This window comes from Enterobacter sp. R-1.6.2, assembly GCF_035064085.1.
Classification (GTDB): Bacteria; Pseudomonadota; Gammaproteobacteria; order Enterobacterales; family Enterobacteriaceae; genus Enterobacter; species Enterobacter asburiae_B.
Window position 1 is genome coordinate 161,786 of sequence record NZ_JASEYI010000010.1, and the last position, 17,500, is coordinate 179,285.

18 protein-coding genes are annotated in these 17,500 nt (G+C 54.6%); 12 read left to right on the plus strand and 6 right to left on the minus strand.

Going from position 1 to position 17,500, the window contains the following annotated elements; translation table 11 throughout:
• Window positions 1-6 precede the first annotated feature (6 nt).
• The 6 genes from rng to csrD all read right to left on the minus strand — a co-directional run bounded on the left by rng (window position 7) and on the right by csrD (window position 6,902).
• Window positions 7-1,476, minus strand: coding sequence for a ribonuclease G (gene rng / locus QMN93_RS13045; protein ID WP_010436156.1), 1,470 nt, complete (start codon window positions 1,474-1,476; stop codon window positions 7-9).
• Complete coding sequence (locus QMN93_RS13050; RefSeq protein ID WP_023309398.1) at window positions 1,466-2,059, minus strand: nucleoside triphosphate pyrophosphatase; 594 nt, start codon at window positions 2,057-2,059, stop codon at window positions 1,466-1,468. The genes rng and QMN93_RS13050 overlap by 11 nt, the downstream gene beginning before the upstream one ends.
• Window positions 2,060-2,068: 9 nt before the next feature.
• The gene (gene mreD / locus QMN93_RS13055; protein WP_023309399.1) at window positions 2,069-2,557 is read right to left on the minus strand and encodes a rod shape-determining protein MreD; all 489 of its coding nucleotides are present in this window, start codon (window positions 2,555-2,557) and stop codon (window positions 2,069-2,071) included.
• Window positions 2,557-3,573: a rod shape-determining protein MreC gene (gene mreC, locus QMN93_RS13060; protein ID WP_033146767.1), complete on the minus strand. Its 1,017-nt coding sequence runs from the start codon at window positions 3,571-3,573 to the stop codon at window positions 2,557-2,559. The genes mreD and mreC overlap by 1 nt, the downstream gene beginning before the upstream one ends.
• Window positions 3,574-3,635: 62 nt before the next feature.
• Complete coding sequence (mreB, locus tag QMN93_RS13065) at window positions 3,636-4,679, minus strand: rod shape-determining protein MreB (RefSeq protein WP_000913396.1); 1,044 nt, start codon at window positions 4,677-4,679, stop codon at window positions 3,636-3,638.
• A 282-nt stretch (window positions 4,680-4,961) separates the two neighbouring features.
• Complete coding sequence (gene csrD / locus QMN93_RS13070) at window positions 4,962-6,902, minus strand: RNase E specificity factor CsrD (RefSeq protein ID WP_048981162.1); 1,941 nt, start codon at window positions 6,900-6,902, stop codon at window positions 4,962-4,964.
• 182 nt (window positions 6,903-7,084) lie between these two features.
• Here csrD and QMN93_RS13075 point away from each other — a divergent pair, with 182 nt between their 5' ends.
• From QMN93_RS13075 to fis, 12 genes are all read left to right on the plus strand, one after another.
• Window positions 7,085-8,059, plus strand: a complete 975-nt coding sequence (locus tag QMN93_RS13075) for an MDR family oxidoreductase (RefSeq protein WP_039260397.1) — start codon at window positions 7,085-7,087, stop codon at window positions 8,057-8,059.
• Between the two features lie 77 nt (window positions 8,060-8,136).
• Complete coding sequence (msrP, locus tag QMN93_RS13080) at window positions 8,137-9,138, plus strand: protein-methionine-sulfoxide reductase catalytic subunit MsrP (RefSeq protein WP_032659657.1); 1,002 nt, start codon at window positions 8,137-8,139, stop codon at window positions 9,136-9,138.
• Complete coding sequence (msrQ, locus tag QMN93_RS13085; RefSeq protein WP_032659655.1) at window positions 9,139-9,738, plus strand: protein-methionine-sulfoxide reductase heme-binding subunit MsrQ; 600 nt, start codon at window positions 9,139-9,141, stop codon at window positions 9,736-9,738. It begins immediately after the preceding gene.
• A gap of 234 nt (window positions 9,739-9,972) precedes the next feature.
• Window positions 9,973-10,425 carry a type II 3-dehydroquinate dehydratase gene (gene aroQ / locus QMN93_RS13090; RefSeq protein ID WP_023309405.1) on the plus strand — a complete coding sequence of 151 codons (453 nt, stop codon included), beginning with the start codon at window positions 9,973-9,975 and terminating at the stop codon, window positions 10,423-10,425.
• Window positions 10,426-10,446: 21 nt separating this feature from the next.
• The gene (accB, locus tag QMN93_RS13095) at window positions 10,447-10,908 is read left to right on the plus strand and encodes an acetyl-CoA carboxylase biotin carboxyl carrier protein (RefSeq protein WP_010436174.1); all 462 of its coding nucleotides are present in this window, start codon (window positions 10,447-10,449) and stop codon (window positions 10,906-10,908) included.
• A 10-nt stretch (window positions 10,909-10,918) separates the two neighbouring features.
• Window positions 10,919-12,268, plus strand: coding sequence for an acetyl-CoA carboxylase biotin carboxylase subunit (gene accC / locus QMN93_RS13100; RefSeq protein ID WP_023333644.1), 1,350 nt, complete (start codon window positions 10,919-10,921; stop codon window positions 12,266-12,268).
• A gap of 108 nt (window positions 12,269-12,376) precedes the next feature.
• The gene (locus tag QMN93_RS13105; protein ID WP_193140099.1) at window positions 12,377-12,619 is read left to right on the plus strand and encodes a YhdT family protein; all 243 of its coding nucleotides are present in this window, start codon (window positions 12,377-12,379) and stop codon (window positions 12,617-12,619) included.
• Window positions 12,609-14,060 carry a sodium/pantothenate symporter gene (gene panF / locus QMN93_RS13110; protein ID WP_143347745.1) on the plus strand — a complete coding sequence of 484 codons (1,452 nt, stop codon included), beginning with the start codon at window positions 12,609-12,611 and terminating at the stop codon, window positions 14,058-14,060. The genes QMN93_RS13105 and panF overlap by 11 nt, the downstream gene beginning before the upstream one ends.
• Before the next feature lie 11 nt (window positions 14,061-14,071).
• Window positions 14,072-14,953 carry a 50S ribosomal protein L11 methyltransferase gene (gene prmA / locus QMN93_RS13115; protein WP_039260393.1) on the plus strand — a complete coding sequence of 294 codons (882 nt, stop codon included), beginning with the start codon at window positions 14,072-14,074 and terminating at the stop codon, window positions 14,951-14,953.
• Window positions 14,954-15,081: 128 nt separating this feature from the next.
• Window positions 15,082-15,822, plus strand: a complete 741-nt coding sequence (locus tag QMN93_RS13120; protein WP_193140160.1) for a carbonic anhydrase — start codon at window positions 15,082-15,084, stop codon at window positions 15,820-15,822.
• A 330-nt stretch (window positions 15,823-16,152) separates the two neighbouring features.
• Window positions 16,153-17,118: a tRNA dihydrouridine synthase DusB gene (gene dusB, locus QMN93_RS13125; protein WP_023309409.1), complete on the plus strand. Its 966-nt coding sequence runs from the start codon at window positions 16,153-16,155 to the stop codon at window positions 17,116-17,118.
• 23 nt (window positions 17,119-17,141) lie between these two features.
• Window positions 17,142-17,438: a DNA-binding transcriptional regulator Fis gene (gene fis, locus QMN93_RS13130; protein ID WP_000462905.1), complete on the plus strand. Its 297-nt coding sequence runs from the start codon at window positions 17,142-17,144 to the stop codon at window positions 17,436-17,438.
• Window positions 17,439-17,500: the final 62 nt, after the last annotated feature.

The window sequence follows — 17,500 nt, forward strand, 5'->3', positions numbered from 1 at the left end:
TGCGTCTTACATCATCACGACGTCAAACTGCTCCTGGTTATAGAGCGGTTCAATTTGTACTTTTACCTGTTTGCCGACAAAGATTTCCACTTCCGCCAGCGCGTGTGACTCTTCGCCTTTCAGCGCTTCAGCCACCGCAGGGGAAGCATAGACCAGAAAACGATCGGAGTCGTAGGCATGATGAACACGGACGATTTCGCGCATAATTTCATAGCAGACGGTCTCAACCGTCTTTACCGTTCCGCGCCCATGGCAGGTTGGGCATTCATTACACAGCACATGCTCAACGCTCTCGCGGGTACGCTTACGCGTCATTTCCACCAGCCCCAGCTGCGAGAAGCCGTTAATGCTGGTTTTCACGCGGTCTTTGCTCAGCGCCTGCTCAAGCGAGTGCAGCACGCGGCGACGATGGTCTTCATTACTCATATCGATGAAGTCGATGATGATAATGCCGCCCAGATTGCGCAGACGAAGCTGGCGCGCAATCGCCTGCGTGGCTTCGATGTTGGTGTTGAAGATGGTGTCATCGAGGTTGCGATGGCCGACAAACGCGCCGGTGTTGATATCGACGGTGGTCATCGCTTCGGTCTGATCGATGATCAGATAGCCGCCTGACTTCAGCTCAACCTTACGCTCCAGCGCGCGCTGGATCTCGTTTTCGACATCATAGAGATCGAAGATCGGCTGACGCCCTGAATAATGCTCCAGCAGGCCGGGCATCTCCGGGATATATTCGGCGGTAAACTCCAGCAGCGCTTCATAGGTCAGACGCGAGTCCACGCGAATGCGGTCGAGCTGGGCATCAGCAAAGTCGCGCAGAACGCGCTGAGCAAGGGCCAGTTCACCGTAGAGCTGGTAGCGGGTCTGGTTGCGTTTTTTACGCTCCATCACCTTGGTCCAGACGCGCTTCAGGTAAGCCGCATCCGACGCCAGGTCTTCTTCGCTGATCCCTTCCGCAGCGGTACGGATGATAAACCCACCCTGTTCATCGCAGTAGGCGCTGACCACTTTCTTCAGACGCTCGCGCTCGGTTTCGCTCTCAATACGCTGCGAAACGCCCACGTGCGACGCGCCGGGCATAAAGACCAGATAGCGGGAAGGTAAGGTGATGTCGGTGGTCAGACGGGCGCCTTTGGTACCGAGGGGGTCTTTCACCACCTGCACCATCAGATCCTGTCCCTGACGCACCAGTTCAGAAATATCTCGCACGGCAAACTGCTTTTGCTCTTCGCCCGCGACGCACTCGGTGTGCGGCATGATATCGGAGGCATGTAAAAATGCCGCCTTATCCAGTCCAATATCTACAAAAGCCGCCTGCATACCCGGTAGTACACGACTGACACGACCTTTGTAGATATTGCCTACTATTCCGCGCCGCGCTTCACGCTCAATATGAATTTCCTGAAGAATGCCACCATCAATATAGGCCACACGGGTTTCCGATGGCGTTACGTTTACCAACAATTCAGCCGTCATAATTATCCCTTCCCTCACGCAGTGAGTTAAAATTGCTCAGCAACTCATACGTTTCCACCAGCGGTAAGCCGACTACGGCGTGATAGCTGCCATTAATCTTCCTGACAAAACAGCCACCCAGCCCCTGAATACCGTATGCACCTGCTTTATCCATTGGTTCACCGCTGGCAATATAAGCGGCGATGTCGTCGTCGGTAAGTACTCTGAACGTCACTTCGGTCACTACCAGGCAATCCAGCACGTGCTGGCGGTCAGCCAGGGCGACGGCCGTCATCACCTGATGCGTTTGTCCGGACATTTTGTGCAGCATGCGCGCCGCATGATCGGCGTCGCGCGGTTTCTCAAGCACTTCACCGTTCAGAATAACGATGGTATCTGCTCCCAGCACGGGAAGATCGCGTGGCACACTGGCCACACCCGCCTGCGCTTTCTCGCGCGCCAGGCGAGACACGTACTGTTGAGCGCTTTCGCCCTCAGCACGTTTTTCTTCAATGCCGGTAACGATGCGTTCAAAAGAGACGCCTAGCTGCGTCAGGAGTTCCTGACGGCGCGGGGAGCCGGAAGCGAGATACAAAGACGTCATAGAAACCTTTTATTGCACAGCAAACTGCTGGCGAACCTTACGCATCAGCAGGAATAACCAAGGCCAGAGCACACCGTTTACTACACTACTCCAGAACACTTCCGGTCGGAAAGAGACGTTGATCACTAAAAACTCAGCCCAGAAAACAACGATATCCGCAGCGAGCGACAATAGCATCACTACCAGGGCCTGTTGCCAGAGCGCAAGGTTACGAAAGAGCTGGAATTTGAGTGCGACGAGGTACGCAATAATGCTCATGGACAAGGCGCGCACGCCAAGCGTAGAGCCGCTAATGAGATCCAGTATGGCACCCATCACGAAACCTGTGCCGACATTTACGCGATGCGGCAGGGCAAGGATCCAGTAGAGTAAAATGAGCAATACCCAGTTTGGCCGGAAAACGAGAATGTCATCCGGCCAGGGCATCACTTGCAGTAACAGTGCAATGAGAAACGAGAGCCAGATGACCCAGCGTCCCTGGCTACGATAGCTTGCCACTACTGCCCTCCCGAAGAGAGTTTAGGCGGTGGCGGCGCATCCGGCAGCGGCTGCGTTAACCCGGTTGCCGGTGCCGGTACTGGCGCAGGCGGCCCCATGGAATCCGCAGGTGGGAGAACCTGCGGCATCATCTGCATCAGGCGCTCGTTCGCCACGCGATGCACCTCTTCAGGCGTCATCGGATTAGAACCGTTACGATCGGCGCCCCACAGCAGCAGCAGATAGCGCAGACGCTGCAAACCGGCGGTTGGACGGGCCTGAATCACGGTATAGGCACGCTGGGTGTCCAGCTTGACCGAAGAGACCACCGCAACCGGATAACCTTCAGGGAAGCGTCCACCCAGGCCGGACGTCACCAGCACGTCGCCCACGCGGATATCCGTGTTAGCCGGCAGGTGTTCCAGCTGCAGGTCGTCCGTACAGCCGTTACCAGCCGCAATCACGCGGATGTCGTTGCGCAGAACCTGGATCGGCAGCGCATGCGTGGCATCGCAAATCAGCAGCACGCGGCTGGTCAGTTTAGCCACGGCAACAACCTGGCCCACAACGCCTTTATCGCTGATAACAGGCTGACCTTCATACACCCCGTTCACGCTCCCTTTGTCGATCACTACCTGATCGCTGTAGGGGTCGTTCACGGTGGAAATCACCTGCGTGACCATTTTCTGCTCATCCTGACGCAGCGGCGAGCCGAGCAGTTCACGCAGACGCGCGTTCTCCTGCTTGTATTGCCCCAGCATCAGCAGTTCGCTGTTTTTCAGCAGCAGTTCCTGACGTAATGCCCGGTTTTCGAGTTCGAGTTGGTCGCGCGAAGACAGCGTTTGAGAAACGGAGTCGAGCAGTTCACGGGGACCATTTGAAACAAAGTAGAAAGGACTGACGGCGGTATCCATGTACGTTCTGATCTGGCTGAACGTACCGAGGCGGCTATCGGCAATAATGACCCCAAGCGCAACCAGAACCGCCAGAATAAGGCGAAACTGTAGCGATGGGCCACGGCTAAAAATTGGCTTCATAGGCTATGCGTATTCTCGCGTCAGAGAGAAAGGGTAGCAAATTGCTACCCTCTCAAACTCGACTACTCTTCGCTGAACAAATCGCCGCCGTGCATGTCGATCATTTCCAGCGCCTTGCCACCACCACGGGCGACGCAAGTCAGTGGATCTTCTGCAACTACGACAGGAATACCTGTCTCTTCCATTAACAGGCGGTCGAGGTTACGCAGCAGCGCACCACCACCGGTCAGAACCATACCGCGCTCGGAGATATCGGACGCCAGCTCTGGTGGGCACTGTTCCAGCGCAACCATTACCGCGCTCACGATGCCCGTCAGTGGTTCCTGCAGAGCTTCCAGAATTTCGTTGGAGTTCAGGGTGAAACCGCGTGGAACACCTTCAGCCAGGTTACGGCCACGTACTTCGATCTCACGCACTTCATCGCCCGGATACGCAGAGCCGATTTCGTGTTTGATACGCTCTGCGGTGGCTTCACCGATCAGAGAGCCGTAGTTACGGCGCACATAATTAATGATGGCTTCATCGAAGCGGTCACCACCGATACGTACGGAAGAGGAGTACACCACGCCGTTCAGAGAGATAACGGCCACTTCAGTGGTACCACCACCGATATCCACCACCATAGAACCGGTAGCTTCGGAAACAGGCAGGCCAGCACCGATGGCCGCAGCCATTGGCTCTTCAATCAGGAACACTTCACGTGCACCTGCACCCTGGGCAGATTCACGGATTGCGCGACGCTCTACCTGGGTTGCGCCAACCGGCACACACACCAGAACACGCGGGCTTGGACGCATGAAGCTGTTGCTGTGAACCTGCTTGATGAAGTGCTGAAGCATTTTTTCAGTCACGAAGAAGTCGGCGATAACGCCGTCTTTCATTGGGCGAATGGCGGCGATGTTGCCAGGGGTACGACCCAGCATCTGCTTCGCGTCATGACCCACTGCGGCCACGCTTTTCGGCGAGCCTGCACGATCCTGACGAATGGCCACAACGGAAGGCTCATTCAATACGATGCCTTGTCCTTTTACATAAATAAGGGTATTCGCGGTACCCAGGTCAATGGACAGGTCATTGGAAAACATGCCACGAAATTTTTTCAACATACTAAGGGATAATCCTGAAAGCTGGGGCGGAAAACAAAATCCGCTTACTTTACCAACCACACGCAGCAGCGACAAGGCGCAAAAATCATCTGCAACGGTGAAAATTTGTGCAGTACGTTTCCTGATGTTACAAAATCATCCCCTGATTCCCTCAGGGCTGAGTAAACAGTAGCGTTCCCCACTGACGTTTGTAACCCGTTACAGGTCGTTCACTGGCTTTTTGCTCGACATACTCAAAGCTACAGGCGCGATATTCTACGTGAAAACAGCGTAAACGGCAGGTCAAACAGAGTATCTTTGCAAATATTTTTTCACGTTGGTGTCAAGCGGTTGAGAGGCAGCAAAAAAATCCCCCTGACCGCCCATCACGCCGCGCGCTGTTAACATCTGCCATTCGCTTCTGGAGCGCACGCCCGTGGCAAATACTTGTGTTCGCGTACCCTTGCACGCTTCTACCAGACTCTGTACCAGCAGCTGGTTTTCCGTACGCTTCTCAATATTCCTTACCAGCCCCGGATGTAGCTTTAATAACTCCACATCCAGTTCCTTGATCCAGTTGGTGCTGACCAGCGTTAAACCTGCCTGCGTCACAGCGATACGTGCACCGAGCGCATTGATCAAACGTACCACCGGACGTAACCGGCTGATGTGTTGACCTACATCGGCCTCAGCAAGTTCAAAAATAATGTGTTTACGTTGCGATTTTTCGCATTGCATTAACGTATCACGTAGCCAGCGCTGAAAACGTGGGCGTATTAACGACTCCACGGTGACCTGTAACGCCAGGTTTTCTTCAGGCCAGAAGGATAAAAACGGAATCAGCCGGGTAATTTGCTGGCGGTCATACTCTTCGGACAGGCCAAATTGCAGCACCATCGGCAGATATTCCGCAGAGATGACCTCTTCGGTACCGTCAAAAATACGACACATCAGTTCACGGTGATGAACGTTGCCGTTTTTCATGACCGCGGGTTTTTGATAAATACGTGGCCCGCCGCGGCTGAGCATTTGCTCAATCAGCGTGCGCCAGCGCACGTTGCCGCGCCCTTTTTCCGGCAGCGAGTCATCGTAAACCGCCCATCCGTTGGCCCCCTGCAACACGGCGTTGCGGGTAGCGGCTTCCGCATGTTCCATCACCTGCTCTGTGGATTGTCCGCCACGCCAGGCGCAGATCCCCATGTGGACCATATCGTCCCTGTCGAGCATTTTGCTCTGCGGCAGCGCATCTACCGCCTTCAGCAGCTGGCTGGCGATGCTTTCGGATTCCTTCAGCGTACGGTGAGGCAACAGCACGGCAAAGTCGCTGCGGTGATAGCGGGCCAGCAGCGCGCCCGGGTAGCGCATAATAAAGGTGGAGAGCAGGTTGATCAGCGTAAAGAGGTTTTCTTCCGCGGCACGCTGTCCCCAGGTGTCGCGCAGGAGATCGAAATCGGGCAGGCGAATCATCATCACCACCCCGTGTGTCCCCACTTTTTCTGAATCGTCGAGCAGCGTGGCGAGCTGATTATCAAAGAAAAGACGGTTGTTAAGGCCAGTTTTATTATCCTGCGCCGCATAAGAGCGGATCAGCGTATCCATACGGCTGCGCTGATCGCTGGCAAACTGGATTTCGGAGAGCAGGGTATCGAGCGCGCTGCTGGCGCGTGACGGCCACTCGTGAACAGAGCCACGCACCTGCGGGCCGCGTTCACCGTTCAGGATACGTACGGATCGCATCTCCAGCAGCTCCTGACCAGAGAGCTGGCGGCGCAGCCAGCGGACCGCGAGAAAGATCAGCAGGACGATAAACGCAACGGCGACGGTGAGCGGTGCGGTGGTCATCATGGAACGGAAATAGCTGGCCATCGGATCGAGGTAGACCATGTGTATGGTCATCCCCGGATTTTTAAGGGAATGCACCGTCACTTCCCGATACTGGCTTACCACGCCCGCGGGGCGATAGCTTCCCGGTCGTTCATGGCTTAAAACACGATGCTTTCCCTGCAGAATGTCGATCTGAACGATATCAACAGGTACCATCAACTCATCAAGCTCACGGGAGAGCGCCGGTAGGGGCGTCGTCAGCAGACGCGTATCAATCACCGAGGCAACAGACTGTACCCGGTTGACCAGCTTGTCCTGAATGGCGGTGTAAAAACTCAGGGAACAGCCCAGAAGCGTGACAAAAATGGTAAGCCCCGTCAGCAAGGTGATAAAAGCTGAGAACTTCGTCGTTAATCGCATCCTTGAGATTACTCCGTGGGTTGATGGGGTAGCGAGTAAGCGCTAACTTGCATTTCAAATGCGGCATACTACCAAATCGGGCGTATCTGGCAATTTATTGCGTTAAATCGGCACTGCGTTTCCCTGAGCGAGTATAGTCTTCAGAAATTATTTTCCAATCATCTGAGTCGTGAGGACCCCGTATGCAGGCTTTGATCTTAGAACAGCAGGACGGCAAAACGCTTGCCTCAGTGCAGGCGGTTGAAGAGAGTCGCCTGCCGGAAGGCGACGTAACCGTCGACATCGACTGGTCCAGTTTAAATTATAAAGATGCGCTGGCTATTACCGGTAAGGGTAAAATCATCCGAAATTTCCCTATGGTGCCGGGGATCGATTTCGCTGGGCGGGTTCATACCAGCGAGGATCCGCGCTTCCATCCGGGCCAGCATGTGCTGCTCACCGGCTGGGGCGTGGGTGAAAATCACTGGGGTGGGCTGGCAACGCAGGCGCGCGTGAAGGGCGACTGGCTGGTGCCTGTGCCGAAAGGCATGGATGGCCGCAAGGCGATGATCGTCGGCACGGCAGGCTTTACCGCCATGCTGTGCGTGATGGCGCTGGAAGATGCGGGTATTCGCCCTGAGTCAGGGGAAATTGTCGTCACCGGCGCCAGCGGCGGCGTGGGCAGCACGGCAGTCACGCTGCTCCACAAGCTGGGCTATCAGGTCGCTGCGGTTTCCGGCCGAGAAAGCACCCATGACTATCTGCGCCAGCTCGGTGCCAGCCGCATTCTCAGCCGCGACGAATTTGCCGAAACCCGTCCGCTGGAAAAACAGGTTTGGGCAGGGGCGGTGGATACCGTCGGTGATAAGGTGCTGGCAAAAGTCCTGGCGCAGATGAACTACGGCGGCTGCGTGGCAGCCTGCGGTCTGGCGGGCGGATTTGCCCTGCCAACCACCGTGATGCCATTTATTCTGCGTAACGTACGCCTGCAGGGCGTGGATTCCGTGATGACCCCGCCGGCCCGTCGTCATCAAGCCTGGGAACGGCTGGTGCGCGATCTGCCGGAATCTTTCTATACCCAGAGCGCAACGGAGATAACCCTCAGCCAGGCGCCGGAATACGCCAGTAAGATCATGGACAACCAATTCCACGGCCGCGCGCTGGTGAAAATCGCCTAATCTTCAAATTTTCGTGACATATTCGCGCGAATCCCTCTCCTCCGTCATGCTTAGAAAAACGCATGACGGAGGATGCCATGAAAAACCGAAAACTGACGGAAGCTGACGTAACGTCTGAGTCTGTCTTTATGTTACAGCGCCGCCAGATCCTGAAAATGCTTGGCATCAGCGCCACAGCCCTGACGCTCTCTCCCGCGGCACACGCCGACCTGCTCGACTGGTTTAAAGGCAACGATCGGCCAAAGGCCCCATCCGGCGCCCCGCTCACCTTTACCAAACCGGCCGAATGGCAAAACAAGCTGACGCTCACGCCGGAAGATAAAGTTACCGGCTACAACAACTTCTACGAATTTGGTCTCGATAAGGCCGATCCTGCCGCCAACGCGGGGAGCCTCAAAACCGATCCGTGGACGCTGAAAATTGATGGCGAAGTGGCGAAACCCCTGACGCTGGACCATCACGATCTCACCACCCGTTTCCCGCTCGAAGAGCGTATCTATCGCATGCGCTGCGTGGAAGCCTGGTCGATGGTTGTGCCCTGGGTCGGCTTCCCGCTGCATAAACTGCTGGCGATGGTTGAACCCACCAGCAATGCAAAATATGTCGCTTTCCAGACGCGCTATGCGCCGGACGAGATGCCCGGGCAGAAAGATCGGTTCATCGGCGGCGGGCTTGAATATCCATATGTGGAAGGGCTACGTCTCGACGAAGCTATGCACCCCCTCACCCTGCTGACCGTTGGCGTTTATGGCAAAGCGCTTCCGCCGCAGAACGGTGCCCCCATCCGTTTAACCGTACCGTGGAAATATGGCTTCAAAGGGATTAAGTCTATCGTCAGCATTAAGCTTACCCGCGAACGTCCGCCAACCACCTGGAATCTGGCGGCCCCGGACGAATACGGTTTCTTCGCCAACGTGAACCCGCACGTGGATCATCCGCGCTGGTCGCAGGCAACCGAGCGGTTTATCGGTTCCGGCGGTGCGCTGGACGTGAAGCGCCAGCCGACGCTGCTGTTTAACGGCTATGCGGATGAAGTGGCCTCGCTTTACCGTGGCCTCAACTTACGGGAGAACTTCTGAGTGCGTTTAACGGCAAAACAGATTACCTGGCTGAAAGTGCTGCTGCACCTGGCCGGGCTGCTTCCTTTTATATGGCTGTTCTGGGCCGCAAGCCAGGGGCTCTTTAGCGCAGACCCGGCGAAGGATATCCAGCATTTTACCGGTCGGATGGCTCTGAAATTTTTGCTGGCCACCTTGCTCGTCTCGCCGCTGGCGCGCTACGCTAAACAGCCCTTATTGATACGCACCCGTCGCCTGTTAGGGCTATGGTGTTTTGCCTGGGCGACGCTGCACCTCACCAGCTACGCCCTGCTGGAACTGGGAATTAACAATCTGGCGCTGCTTGGCCGCGAACTGGTGACACGTCCTTATCTGACGCTGGGTATCGTGAGCTGGGTGGTTTTACTGGCGTTAGCGCTGACATCCACGCAATATGCGCAGCGAAAACTGGGCAGGCGCTGGCAGCTTCTGCATAACTTCGTCTATCTTGTCGCGATCCTCGCTCCCATTCATTACCTGTGGTCGGTGAAGATCCTCTCGCCGCAGCCAATCCTTTATGCACTGGCGGCCGTGGCGCTTTTGGCATGGCGTTACAAGAAGTTCCGCCAGTGGTTGCGATAGTTCGCGAAACTGTGCGTTTTCCCGCAGATTACCCGTCAACCGCAAATCTTTTTCGGATAGCGGTTGATAATCTTCCCTGATAAGACCAGTATTTAGCTGCTAAATGCTACGAAATCGTTATAATGTGCGACCTTGGTTCGCCTGACAGCGGTTTTAAGCCTCTGAAAAGGTGACATTTGCGTTTCGAAGGTATATTTTGTTTTTTACCCGAAAATCGCAGGAGATAGCGGCATAATGACTGATAAATTCCATATCTTAGTTTTGAACGGACCGAACCTGAACATGCTCGGCACCCGTGAGCCAGAGAAGTACGGCACGCTAACATTGAGTGAAATTGTTAACCGTCTGGGAACGGAAGCAGCGTCACTGAATGTGGATTTGGATCATTTTCAGTCGAATGCGGAGTACGCACTCATCGACCGTATTCATCAGGCTAAAGACAATGTGGACTATATCCTGATCAATCCGGCCGCGTTTACGCACACCAGTGTTGCTATCCGCGACGCACTGCTCGCGGTGAGTATCCCGTTTATCGAGATCCACCTGAGTAATGTGCACGCCCGAGAGCCGTTCCGTCACCATTCGTATCTGTCAGATATCGCTGCTGGCGTTATCTGTGGACTGGGCGCAGACGGCTATTCATACGCTTTACAGACAGCGGTAAAACGCTTGTCACAATCACACTAAACAAGAGTACGGAACCCACTCATGGATATTCGTAAGATTAAAAAACTGATCGAGCTGGTTGAAGAATCAGGCATCTCCGAACTGGAAATTTCTGAAGGCGAAGAGTCTGTACGCATCAGCCGTGCAGCCCCAGCCGCTAGCTTCCCGGTAATGCAGCAAGCTTATGCTGCGCCAGTGCAGCAGCCTGCGCTCTCTGCAGCCGTTGCGCCAGCAGCTGAAGCCGCACCTGCCGCTGCAGCAGAAATCAGTGGTCACATCGTACGTTCCCCAATGGTTGGTACTTTCTACCGCACCCCGAGCCCGGACGCGAAGGCGTTCATCGAAGTGGGTCAGAAAGTCAACGTAGGCGATACCCTGTGCATCGTTGAAGCGATGAAAATGATGAACCAGATCGAAGCAGACAAATCAGGTACTGTGAAAGCGATTCTGGTCGAAAGTGGTCAGCCGGTTGAATTTGACGAGCCGCTGGTCGTCATCGAGTAACGAGGCGTACATGCTGGATAAAATTGTTATCGCCAACCGCGGCGAGATCGCACTGCGTATTCTTCGTGCCTGTAAAGAACTGGGCATCAAGACCGTCGCTGTGCACTCAAGCGCGGATCGCGATTTAAAACACGTATTGCTGGCGGATGAGACGGTCTGTATTGGCCCGGCTCCGTCCGTAAAAAGCTATCTGAACATCCCGGCTATCATCAGCGCCGCTGAAATCACCGGCGCGGTGGCAATTCATCCGGGTTACGGCTTCCTCTCTGAGAACGCCAACTTTGCTGAGCAGGTTGAACGCTCTGGCTTCATCTTCATCGGCCCGAAAGCCGACACCATCCGCCTGATGGGCGACAAAGTGTCTGCAATCACCGCGATGAAAAAAGCCGGTGTTCCAACCGTACCAGGCTCTGACGGCCCTCTGACCGACGACATGGATGCTAACCGTGCTCATGCTAAACGCATTGGCTATCCGGTTATCATCAAGGCGTCCGGCGGCGGCGGCGGTCGCGGTATGCGCGTTGTGCGCAGCGATGCTGAACTGGCGCAGTCCATCTCCATGACCAAAGCAGAAGCGAAAGCCGCTTTCAGCAATGACATGGTGTACATGGAAAAATACCTGGAAAACCCACGCCACATCGAAATTCAGGTGCTGGCTGACGGTCAGGGTAACGCGATCTATCTGGCAGAACGTGACTGCTCCATGCAGCGTCGTCACCAGAAAGTGGTCGAAGAAGCACCAGCACCGGGCATTACCCCGGAACTGCGTCGCTACATCGGCGAGCGTTGCTCCAAAGCGTGTGTCGATATCGGCTATCGCGGTGCAGGTACCTTTGAGTTCCTGTTCGAAAACGGCGAGTTCTATTTCATCGAAATGAACACCCGTATTCAGGTTGAACACCCGGTTACCGAAATGATCACCGGCGTTGACCTGATCAAAGAACAGCTGCGTATCGCTGCAGGCCAGCCGCTGTCCATCAAGCAGGAAGAAGTTGTGGTGAAAGGCCATGCGGTAGAGTGCCGTATCAACGCTGAAGACCCGAACACCTTCCTGCCAAGCCCGGGTAAAATCACGCGTTTCCACGCGCCGGGTGGCTTTGGTGTGCGCTGGGAGTCTCATATCTACGCCGGTTACACCGTACCGCCGTACTATGACTCAATGATCGGCAAGCTTATCTGCTACGGCGAAAACCGTGACGTGGCGATTGCCCGCATGAAAAACGCCCTGCAGGAGCTGATCATCGACGGTATCAAAACCAACGTAGATCTGCAGATGCGTATCATGAGCGACGAGCACTTCCAGAATGGTGGAACCAACATCCACTATCTGGAGAAAAAACTCGGTCTGAACGAGAAGTAAGAGACCTGTGTTGCTAAAAGGCCGGATTATCCGGCCTTTTTTATTTCTGGGGATCGCCAGGCCCCATCATGTACAATCCCCGCTTTCTTCATCCACAAGGGACAAAAAATGGACAAACGTTTTGTTCAGGCCCATAAAGAAGCGCGCTGGGCGCTGTGGCTGACCCTTCTCTATCTCGCAACATGGTTAGTAACTGCTTACTTACCTGACTCCGCTATTGGCATCACCGGCCTGCCGCACTGGTTCGAAATGGCGTGTCTGCTGGTCCCGCTGGTCTTCATCCTGCTGTGCTGGGCAATGGTGAAATTCATCTATCGCGATATTCCGCTGGAGGACGATGATGCAGCTTGAAGTCATTCTGCCGCTTATCGCTTACTTGTTAGTGGTGTTTGGTTTATCCGTTTACGCCATGCGTAAAAGAACGACGGGCACCTTCCTGAACGAGTATTTTCTGGGTAGCCGCTCGATGGGCGGCGTCGTGCTGGCCATGACGCTGACCGCGACCTACATCAGCGCCAGTTCGTTTATCGGCGGACCCGGAGCAGCCTATAAATACGGGTTAGGCTGGGTGCTGCTGGCGATGATCCAGCTTCCTGCCGTCTGGCTCTCTCTGGGCATACTGGGTAAAAAATTTGCCATTCTGGCGCGCCGTTATAATGCCGTGACGCTCAACGATATGCTGTTTGCCCGCTATCAGAGCCGTTTACTGGTATGGCTGGCCAGCTTAAGCCTGCTGGTGGCCTTTATTGGCGCAATGACGGTACAGTTTATCGGCGGGGCACGCCTGCTGGAAACGGCAGCGGGTATTCCCTACGAGACAGGCTTGATCATCTTCGGAGTCAGCATTGCGCTGTATACCGCGTTTGGCGGATTCCGCGCCAGCGTGCTGAACGATACGATGCAGGGCATGGTTATGCTTATCGGCACTATTGTCCTGCTGGTCGGCATCGTCCACGCCGCGGGCGGCCTGAGCCATGCGGTTGAAACGCTCGAGACGATCGATCCAAAACTGGTTTCGCCGCAGGGCGCGGATGACATCCTTTCGCCAACCTTTATGACCTCGTTCTGGGTGTTGGTGTGCTTTGGGGTGATTGGCCTGCCGCATACCGCCGTGCGCTGTATCTCTTACAAAGACAGCAAAGCCGTGCACAGAGGTATCATTATCGGCACTATCGTTGTCGCAATCCTGATGTTTGGTATGCACCTGGCGGGCGCATTAGGTCGGGCAGTTATTCCTGACCTTACCGTACCCGATCTGGTTATCCCAACCCTGATGGTTAAAGTGCTGCCGCCATTTGCCGCCGGGATCTTCCTCGCCGCACCGATGGCCGCCATTATGTCGACCATCAACGCTCAGCTGCTGCAAAGTTCCGCTACGATCATTAAAGATCTCTATTTGAACCTGCGTCCTGAGCAGGCAGAGAATGAACGGCGCCTGAAGCGCATGTCGGCCGTTATTACTTTGGTGTTAGGGGCATTGCTGCTGTTAGCCGCGTGGCGCCCGCCGGAGATGATCATCTGGCTGAACCTGCTGGCATTTGGTGGGCTTGAAGCGGTATTCCTGTGGCCGCTGGTGTTAGGGCTCTACTGGGAGCGCGCGAATGCCGCCGGTGCGCTGAGCGCGATGATTGTCGGCGGCGTGCTTTACGCCGTCCTCGCAACGTTTAAGATTCAGTACCTGGGCTTCCATCCAATTGTGCCTTCGTTACTGCTAAGTTTACTGGCGTTTGTGGTGGGGAACCGTTTCGGTCAGCCCGTCCCACAACCCGCTATGATTTCTACTGATAAATAAAGAGTTTTGCCATGCCGTGGATCCAACTAAAACTGAACACAACCGGCGCGAACGCCGAAGAGCTGAGCGATGCGCTGATGGAGGCCGGTTCGGTCTCTATCACCTTCCAGGACACGCATGACACGCCGGTCTTTGAGCCGCTGCCGGGCGAAACCCGCCTGTGGGGTGATACCGACGTTATTGGCCTGTTTGATGCCGAAACCGATATGAAAGAGGTTGTCGCGATTCTGGAGAATCATCCTCTGCTGGGCGCGGGTTTCGTGCATAAAATCGAACAGCTGGAAGACAAAGACTGGGAACGCGAGTGGATGGATAACTTCCACCCGATGCAGTTCGGCAAACGTCTGTGGATCTGCCCGAGCTGGCGCGATGTCCCTGATGAAAGCGCAGTCAACGTGATGCTCGACCCGGGTCTGGCGTTTGGTACCGGTACTCACCCAACCACGTCTCTGTGCCTGCAGTGGCTGGATGGTCTGGATCTGGACGGTAAGACAGTGATCGACTTCGGCTGCGGATCCGGGATCCTCGCGATTGCAGCCCTGAAGCTGGGCGCGGCAAAAGCCATCGGGATCGATATCGATCCGCAGGCGATTCAGGCCAGCCGCGATAATGCCGAGCGTAACGGCGTCTCCGATCGTCTGGAGCTGTATCTGCCGGATGCTCAGCCAGAAGCCATGAAAGCCGATGTGGTGGTCGCTAACATTCTGGCGGGCCCACTGCGCGAACTGGCTCCGTTAATCAGCGTGCTGCCCGTTGAGGGCGGTCTGCTGGGGCTTTCCGGTATCCTGGCAAGCCAGGCCGACAGCGTGTGTGAAGCCTACGCCGATCTCTTTGCCCTCGACCCGGTGGTGGAAAAAGAAGAGTGGTGCCGCATCACCGGCCGTAAAAAATAAGAATCTGGCGTGGTCATCTGACCACGCCTCTCACCCTCTGATAATCCTCTCTCCCCCGTTCATTCTTCGGTAAAATAACCCTACAAATCATGTTGATTTGTATTACAAAAATTCACCGGAAGAATATGATGACACACGTTACAGGCAAGGCAGCGCTGCTGGCGCTGAGCATGATTTCGGCTTCAGCATTTGCATCACACTGGAGCTATGAAGGGGAAGGTTCACCGCAACACTGGGGCGAGATGGACGAGGCATATAAGACCTGTCAAAGCGGTATGAACCAGTCTCCTGTTAATATTGATTCGACCACTAACGCCCATCTCTCCCCGCTACAAACCCACTACGTTGATGGCCCTGTTACACTGACGAACAATGGCCATACCATTCAGGCAGGTGAACAGGCGAACACCCGCGATACCCTTACTCTCGATAAGCAAACCTGGACGTTACAGCAGTTCCATTTCCACGCGCCGAGCGAAAACACCGTACATGGCAAGAGATACGCGATGGAAATGCATCTGGTTCATAAAAATGCCAGTGGGGAACTGACGGTGGTGGCGGTCATGTTTGATAAAGGGACCGCAAACCCGGAGCTTGAAAAACTGTGGCGCGTTATGCCTCAGCAGGCCGAGCAGAACGTCTCCATCAAACAGGATCTCAACCTGAACAAACTGCTGCCAAAAAATAAAACGTACTGGCGCTTTAGCGGTTCACTGACCACTCCACCGTGTTCAGAAGGCGTTACCTGGATTGTACTTAAACAGCCCCTGACGGTTTCTGCAGAACAACTTGCCAGATTCACCCGGACAATGCATCACGATAATAACCGTCCGGTACAGTCGCTGCATGGGCGCGTCGTGGTCGAATAACAGGCATTTTTCGCATGACGATCATGTTCTAAAATGCGACGCAGATCGCAAAGAAGAAGGGAAATCTGCTGTTAAAAACAGCAGATTATCCCGCTTCAGCGACGCATTTATTCAGAAATGATGAGAAGTTACGGGAAATTGTAAGCGCCCATAAAATAACCATTACCATATAACTTAATGATTTAAATAATGAATAATTTTTAACGGGAAGATTGGGCGGCGATTCCTTGATCTACAACAGTGGATTGTTCAAAGTTTGGCCTTTCATCTCGTGCAAAAAATGCGTAATATACGCCGCCTTGCAGTCACAGTATGGTCATTTCTTAACTCATGCGCATCGGACACCACCAGCTTAGAAATCGCCTGATCGCAGCCCCAATGGCAGGTATTACAGACCGGCCGTTCAGGACGCTGTGCTACGAGATGGGAGCCGGTTTAACCGTATCCGAGATGATGTCGTCTAACCCGCAGGTTTGGGAAAGCGATAAATCCCGCCTTCGGATGGTGCACGTTGATGAACCAGGTATCCGCACCGTGCAAATTGCCGGAAGCGTGCCTGAAGAGATGGCAGATGCCGCGCGGATTAACGTGGAAAGTGGTGCCCAGATTATTGATATCAATATGGGGTGCCCGGCCAAAAAGGTGAATCGCAAGCTTGCAGGTTCAGCCCTTCTGCAATACCCCGACCAGGTGAAAGCTATCCTGACGGCGGTTGTCAGCGCGGTGGACGTTCCTGTTACGTTGAAGATTCGCACGGGTTGGTCGCCGGAACACCGTAACTGTGTAGAGATTGCCCAACTGGCCGAAGACTGTGGCATTCAGGCCCTGACCATCCATGGACGCACTCGCGCCTGTTTGTTCAACGGTGAAGCTGAATACGACAGCATTCGGGCAGTTAAGCAGAAAGTTTCCATTCCGATTATCGCGAATGGCGACATAACTGACCCGCTTAAAGCCAGGGCTGTACTCGACTATACGGGAGCTGATGCTCTGATGATAGGACGTGCAGCTCAGGGAAGACCCTGGATCTTCCGGGAAATCCAGCATTATCTGGACACTGGGGAGCTGCTTGCCCCGCTGCCTCTGGCAGAGGTTAAGCGCTTGCTTTGTTCGCATGTTCGGGAACTGCATGACCACTACGGTCAGGCAAAAGGGTACCGAATTGCGCGTAAACACGTCTCCTGGTATCTCCAGGAGCACGCTCCAGATGACCAGTTTCGGCGCACATTCAACGCCATAGAGGATGCCAGCGTACAGCTGGAGGCGTTGGAGGCATACTTCGAAAATCTTGCGTAATGAAATAAAGAGCTGACAGAACTATGTTCGAACAACGCGTAAATTCTGACGTACTGACCGTTTCTACCGTTAACTCTCAGGACCAGGTAACTCAAAAGCCCCTGCGTGACTCGGTTAAACAGGCACTGAAGAACTATTTTGCTCAACTGAATGGTCAGGATGTTAATGATCTGTATGAGCTGGTACTGGCTGAAGTTGAACAGCCACTGTTGGACATGGTGATGCAATACACCCGCGGTAACCAAACCCGCGCTGCGCTGATGATGGGTATCAACCGTGGTACTCTGCGTAAGAAACTGAAAAAATACGGCATGAACTGATACATTTCAGCTATGTTATTGAATAAAAAGGCGCTACTCGGCATGGGGATGCGCCTTTTTTA

Excerpts from the sequence above, each read along its gene's own strand:
- rng (WP_010436156.1), bottom strand. The coding sequence starts at position 1,476 with ATGACGGCTGAATTGTTGGTAAACGTAACGCCATCGGAAACCCGTGTG.
- QMN93_RS13050 (WP_023309398.1), bottom strand. The coding sequence starts at position 2,059 with ATGACGTCTTTGTATCTCGCTTCCGGCTCCCCGCGCCGTCAGGAACTC.
- mreC (WP_033146767.1), bottom strand. The coding sequence starts at position 3,573 with ATGAAGCCAATTTTTAGCCGTGGCCCATCGCTACAGTTTCGCCTTATT.
- mreB (WP_000913396.1), bottom strand. The coding sequence starts at position 4,679 with ATGTTGAAAAAATTTCGTGGCATGTTTTCCAATGACCTGTCCATTGAC.
- csrD (WP_048981162.1), bottom strand. The coding sequence starts at position 6,902 with ATGCGATTAACGACGAAGTTCTCAGCTTTTATCACCTTGCTGACGGGG.
- QMN93_RS13075 (WP_039260397.1), top strand. The coding sequence starts at position 7,085 with ATGCAGGCTTTGATCTTAGAACAGCAGGACGGCAAAACGCTTGCCTCA.
- msrP (WP_032659657.1), top strand. The coding sequence starts at position 8,137 with ATGAAAAACCGAAAACTGACGGAAGCTGACGTAACGTCTGAGTCTGTC.
- aroQ (WP_023309405.1), top strand. The coding sequence starts at position 9,973 with ATGACTGATAAATTCCATATCTTAGTTTTGAACGGACCGAACCTGAAC.
- accB (WP_010436174.1), top strand. The coding sequence starts at position 10,447 with ATGGATATTCGTAAGATTAAAAAACTGATCGAGCTGGTTGAAGAATCA.
- accC (WP_023333644.1), top strand. The coding sequence starts at position 10,919 with ATGCTGGATAAAATTGTTATCGCCAACCGCGGCGAGATCGCACTGCGT.
- QMN93_RS13105 (WP_193140099.1), top strand. The coding sequence starts at position 12,377 with ATGGACAAACGTTTTGTTCAGGCCCATAAAGAAGCGCGCTGGGCGCTG.
- panF (WP_143347745.1), top strand. The coding sequence starts at position 12,609 with ATGCAGCTTGAAGTCATTCTGCCGCTTATCGCTTACTTGTTAGTGGTG.
- prmA (WP_039260393.1), top strand. The coding sequence starts at position 14,072 with ATGCCGTGGATCCAACTAAAACTGAACACAACCGGCGCGAACGCCGAA.
- QMN93_RS13120 (WP_193140160.1), top strand. The coding sequence starts at position 15,082 with ATGACACACGTTACAGGCAAGGCAGCGCTGCTGGCGCTGAGCATGATT.
- dusB (WP_023309409.1), top strand. The coding sequence starts at position 16,153 with ATGCGCATCGGACACCACCAGCTTAGAAATCGCCTGATCGCAGCCCCA.
- fis (WP_000462905.1), top strand. The coding sequence starts at position 17,142 with ATGTTCGAACAACGCGTAAATTCTGACGTACTGACCGTTTCTACCGTT.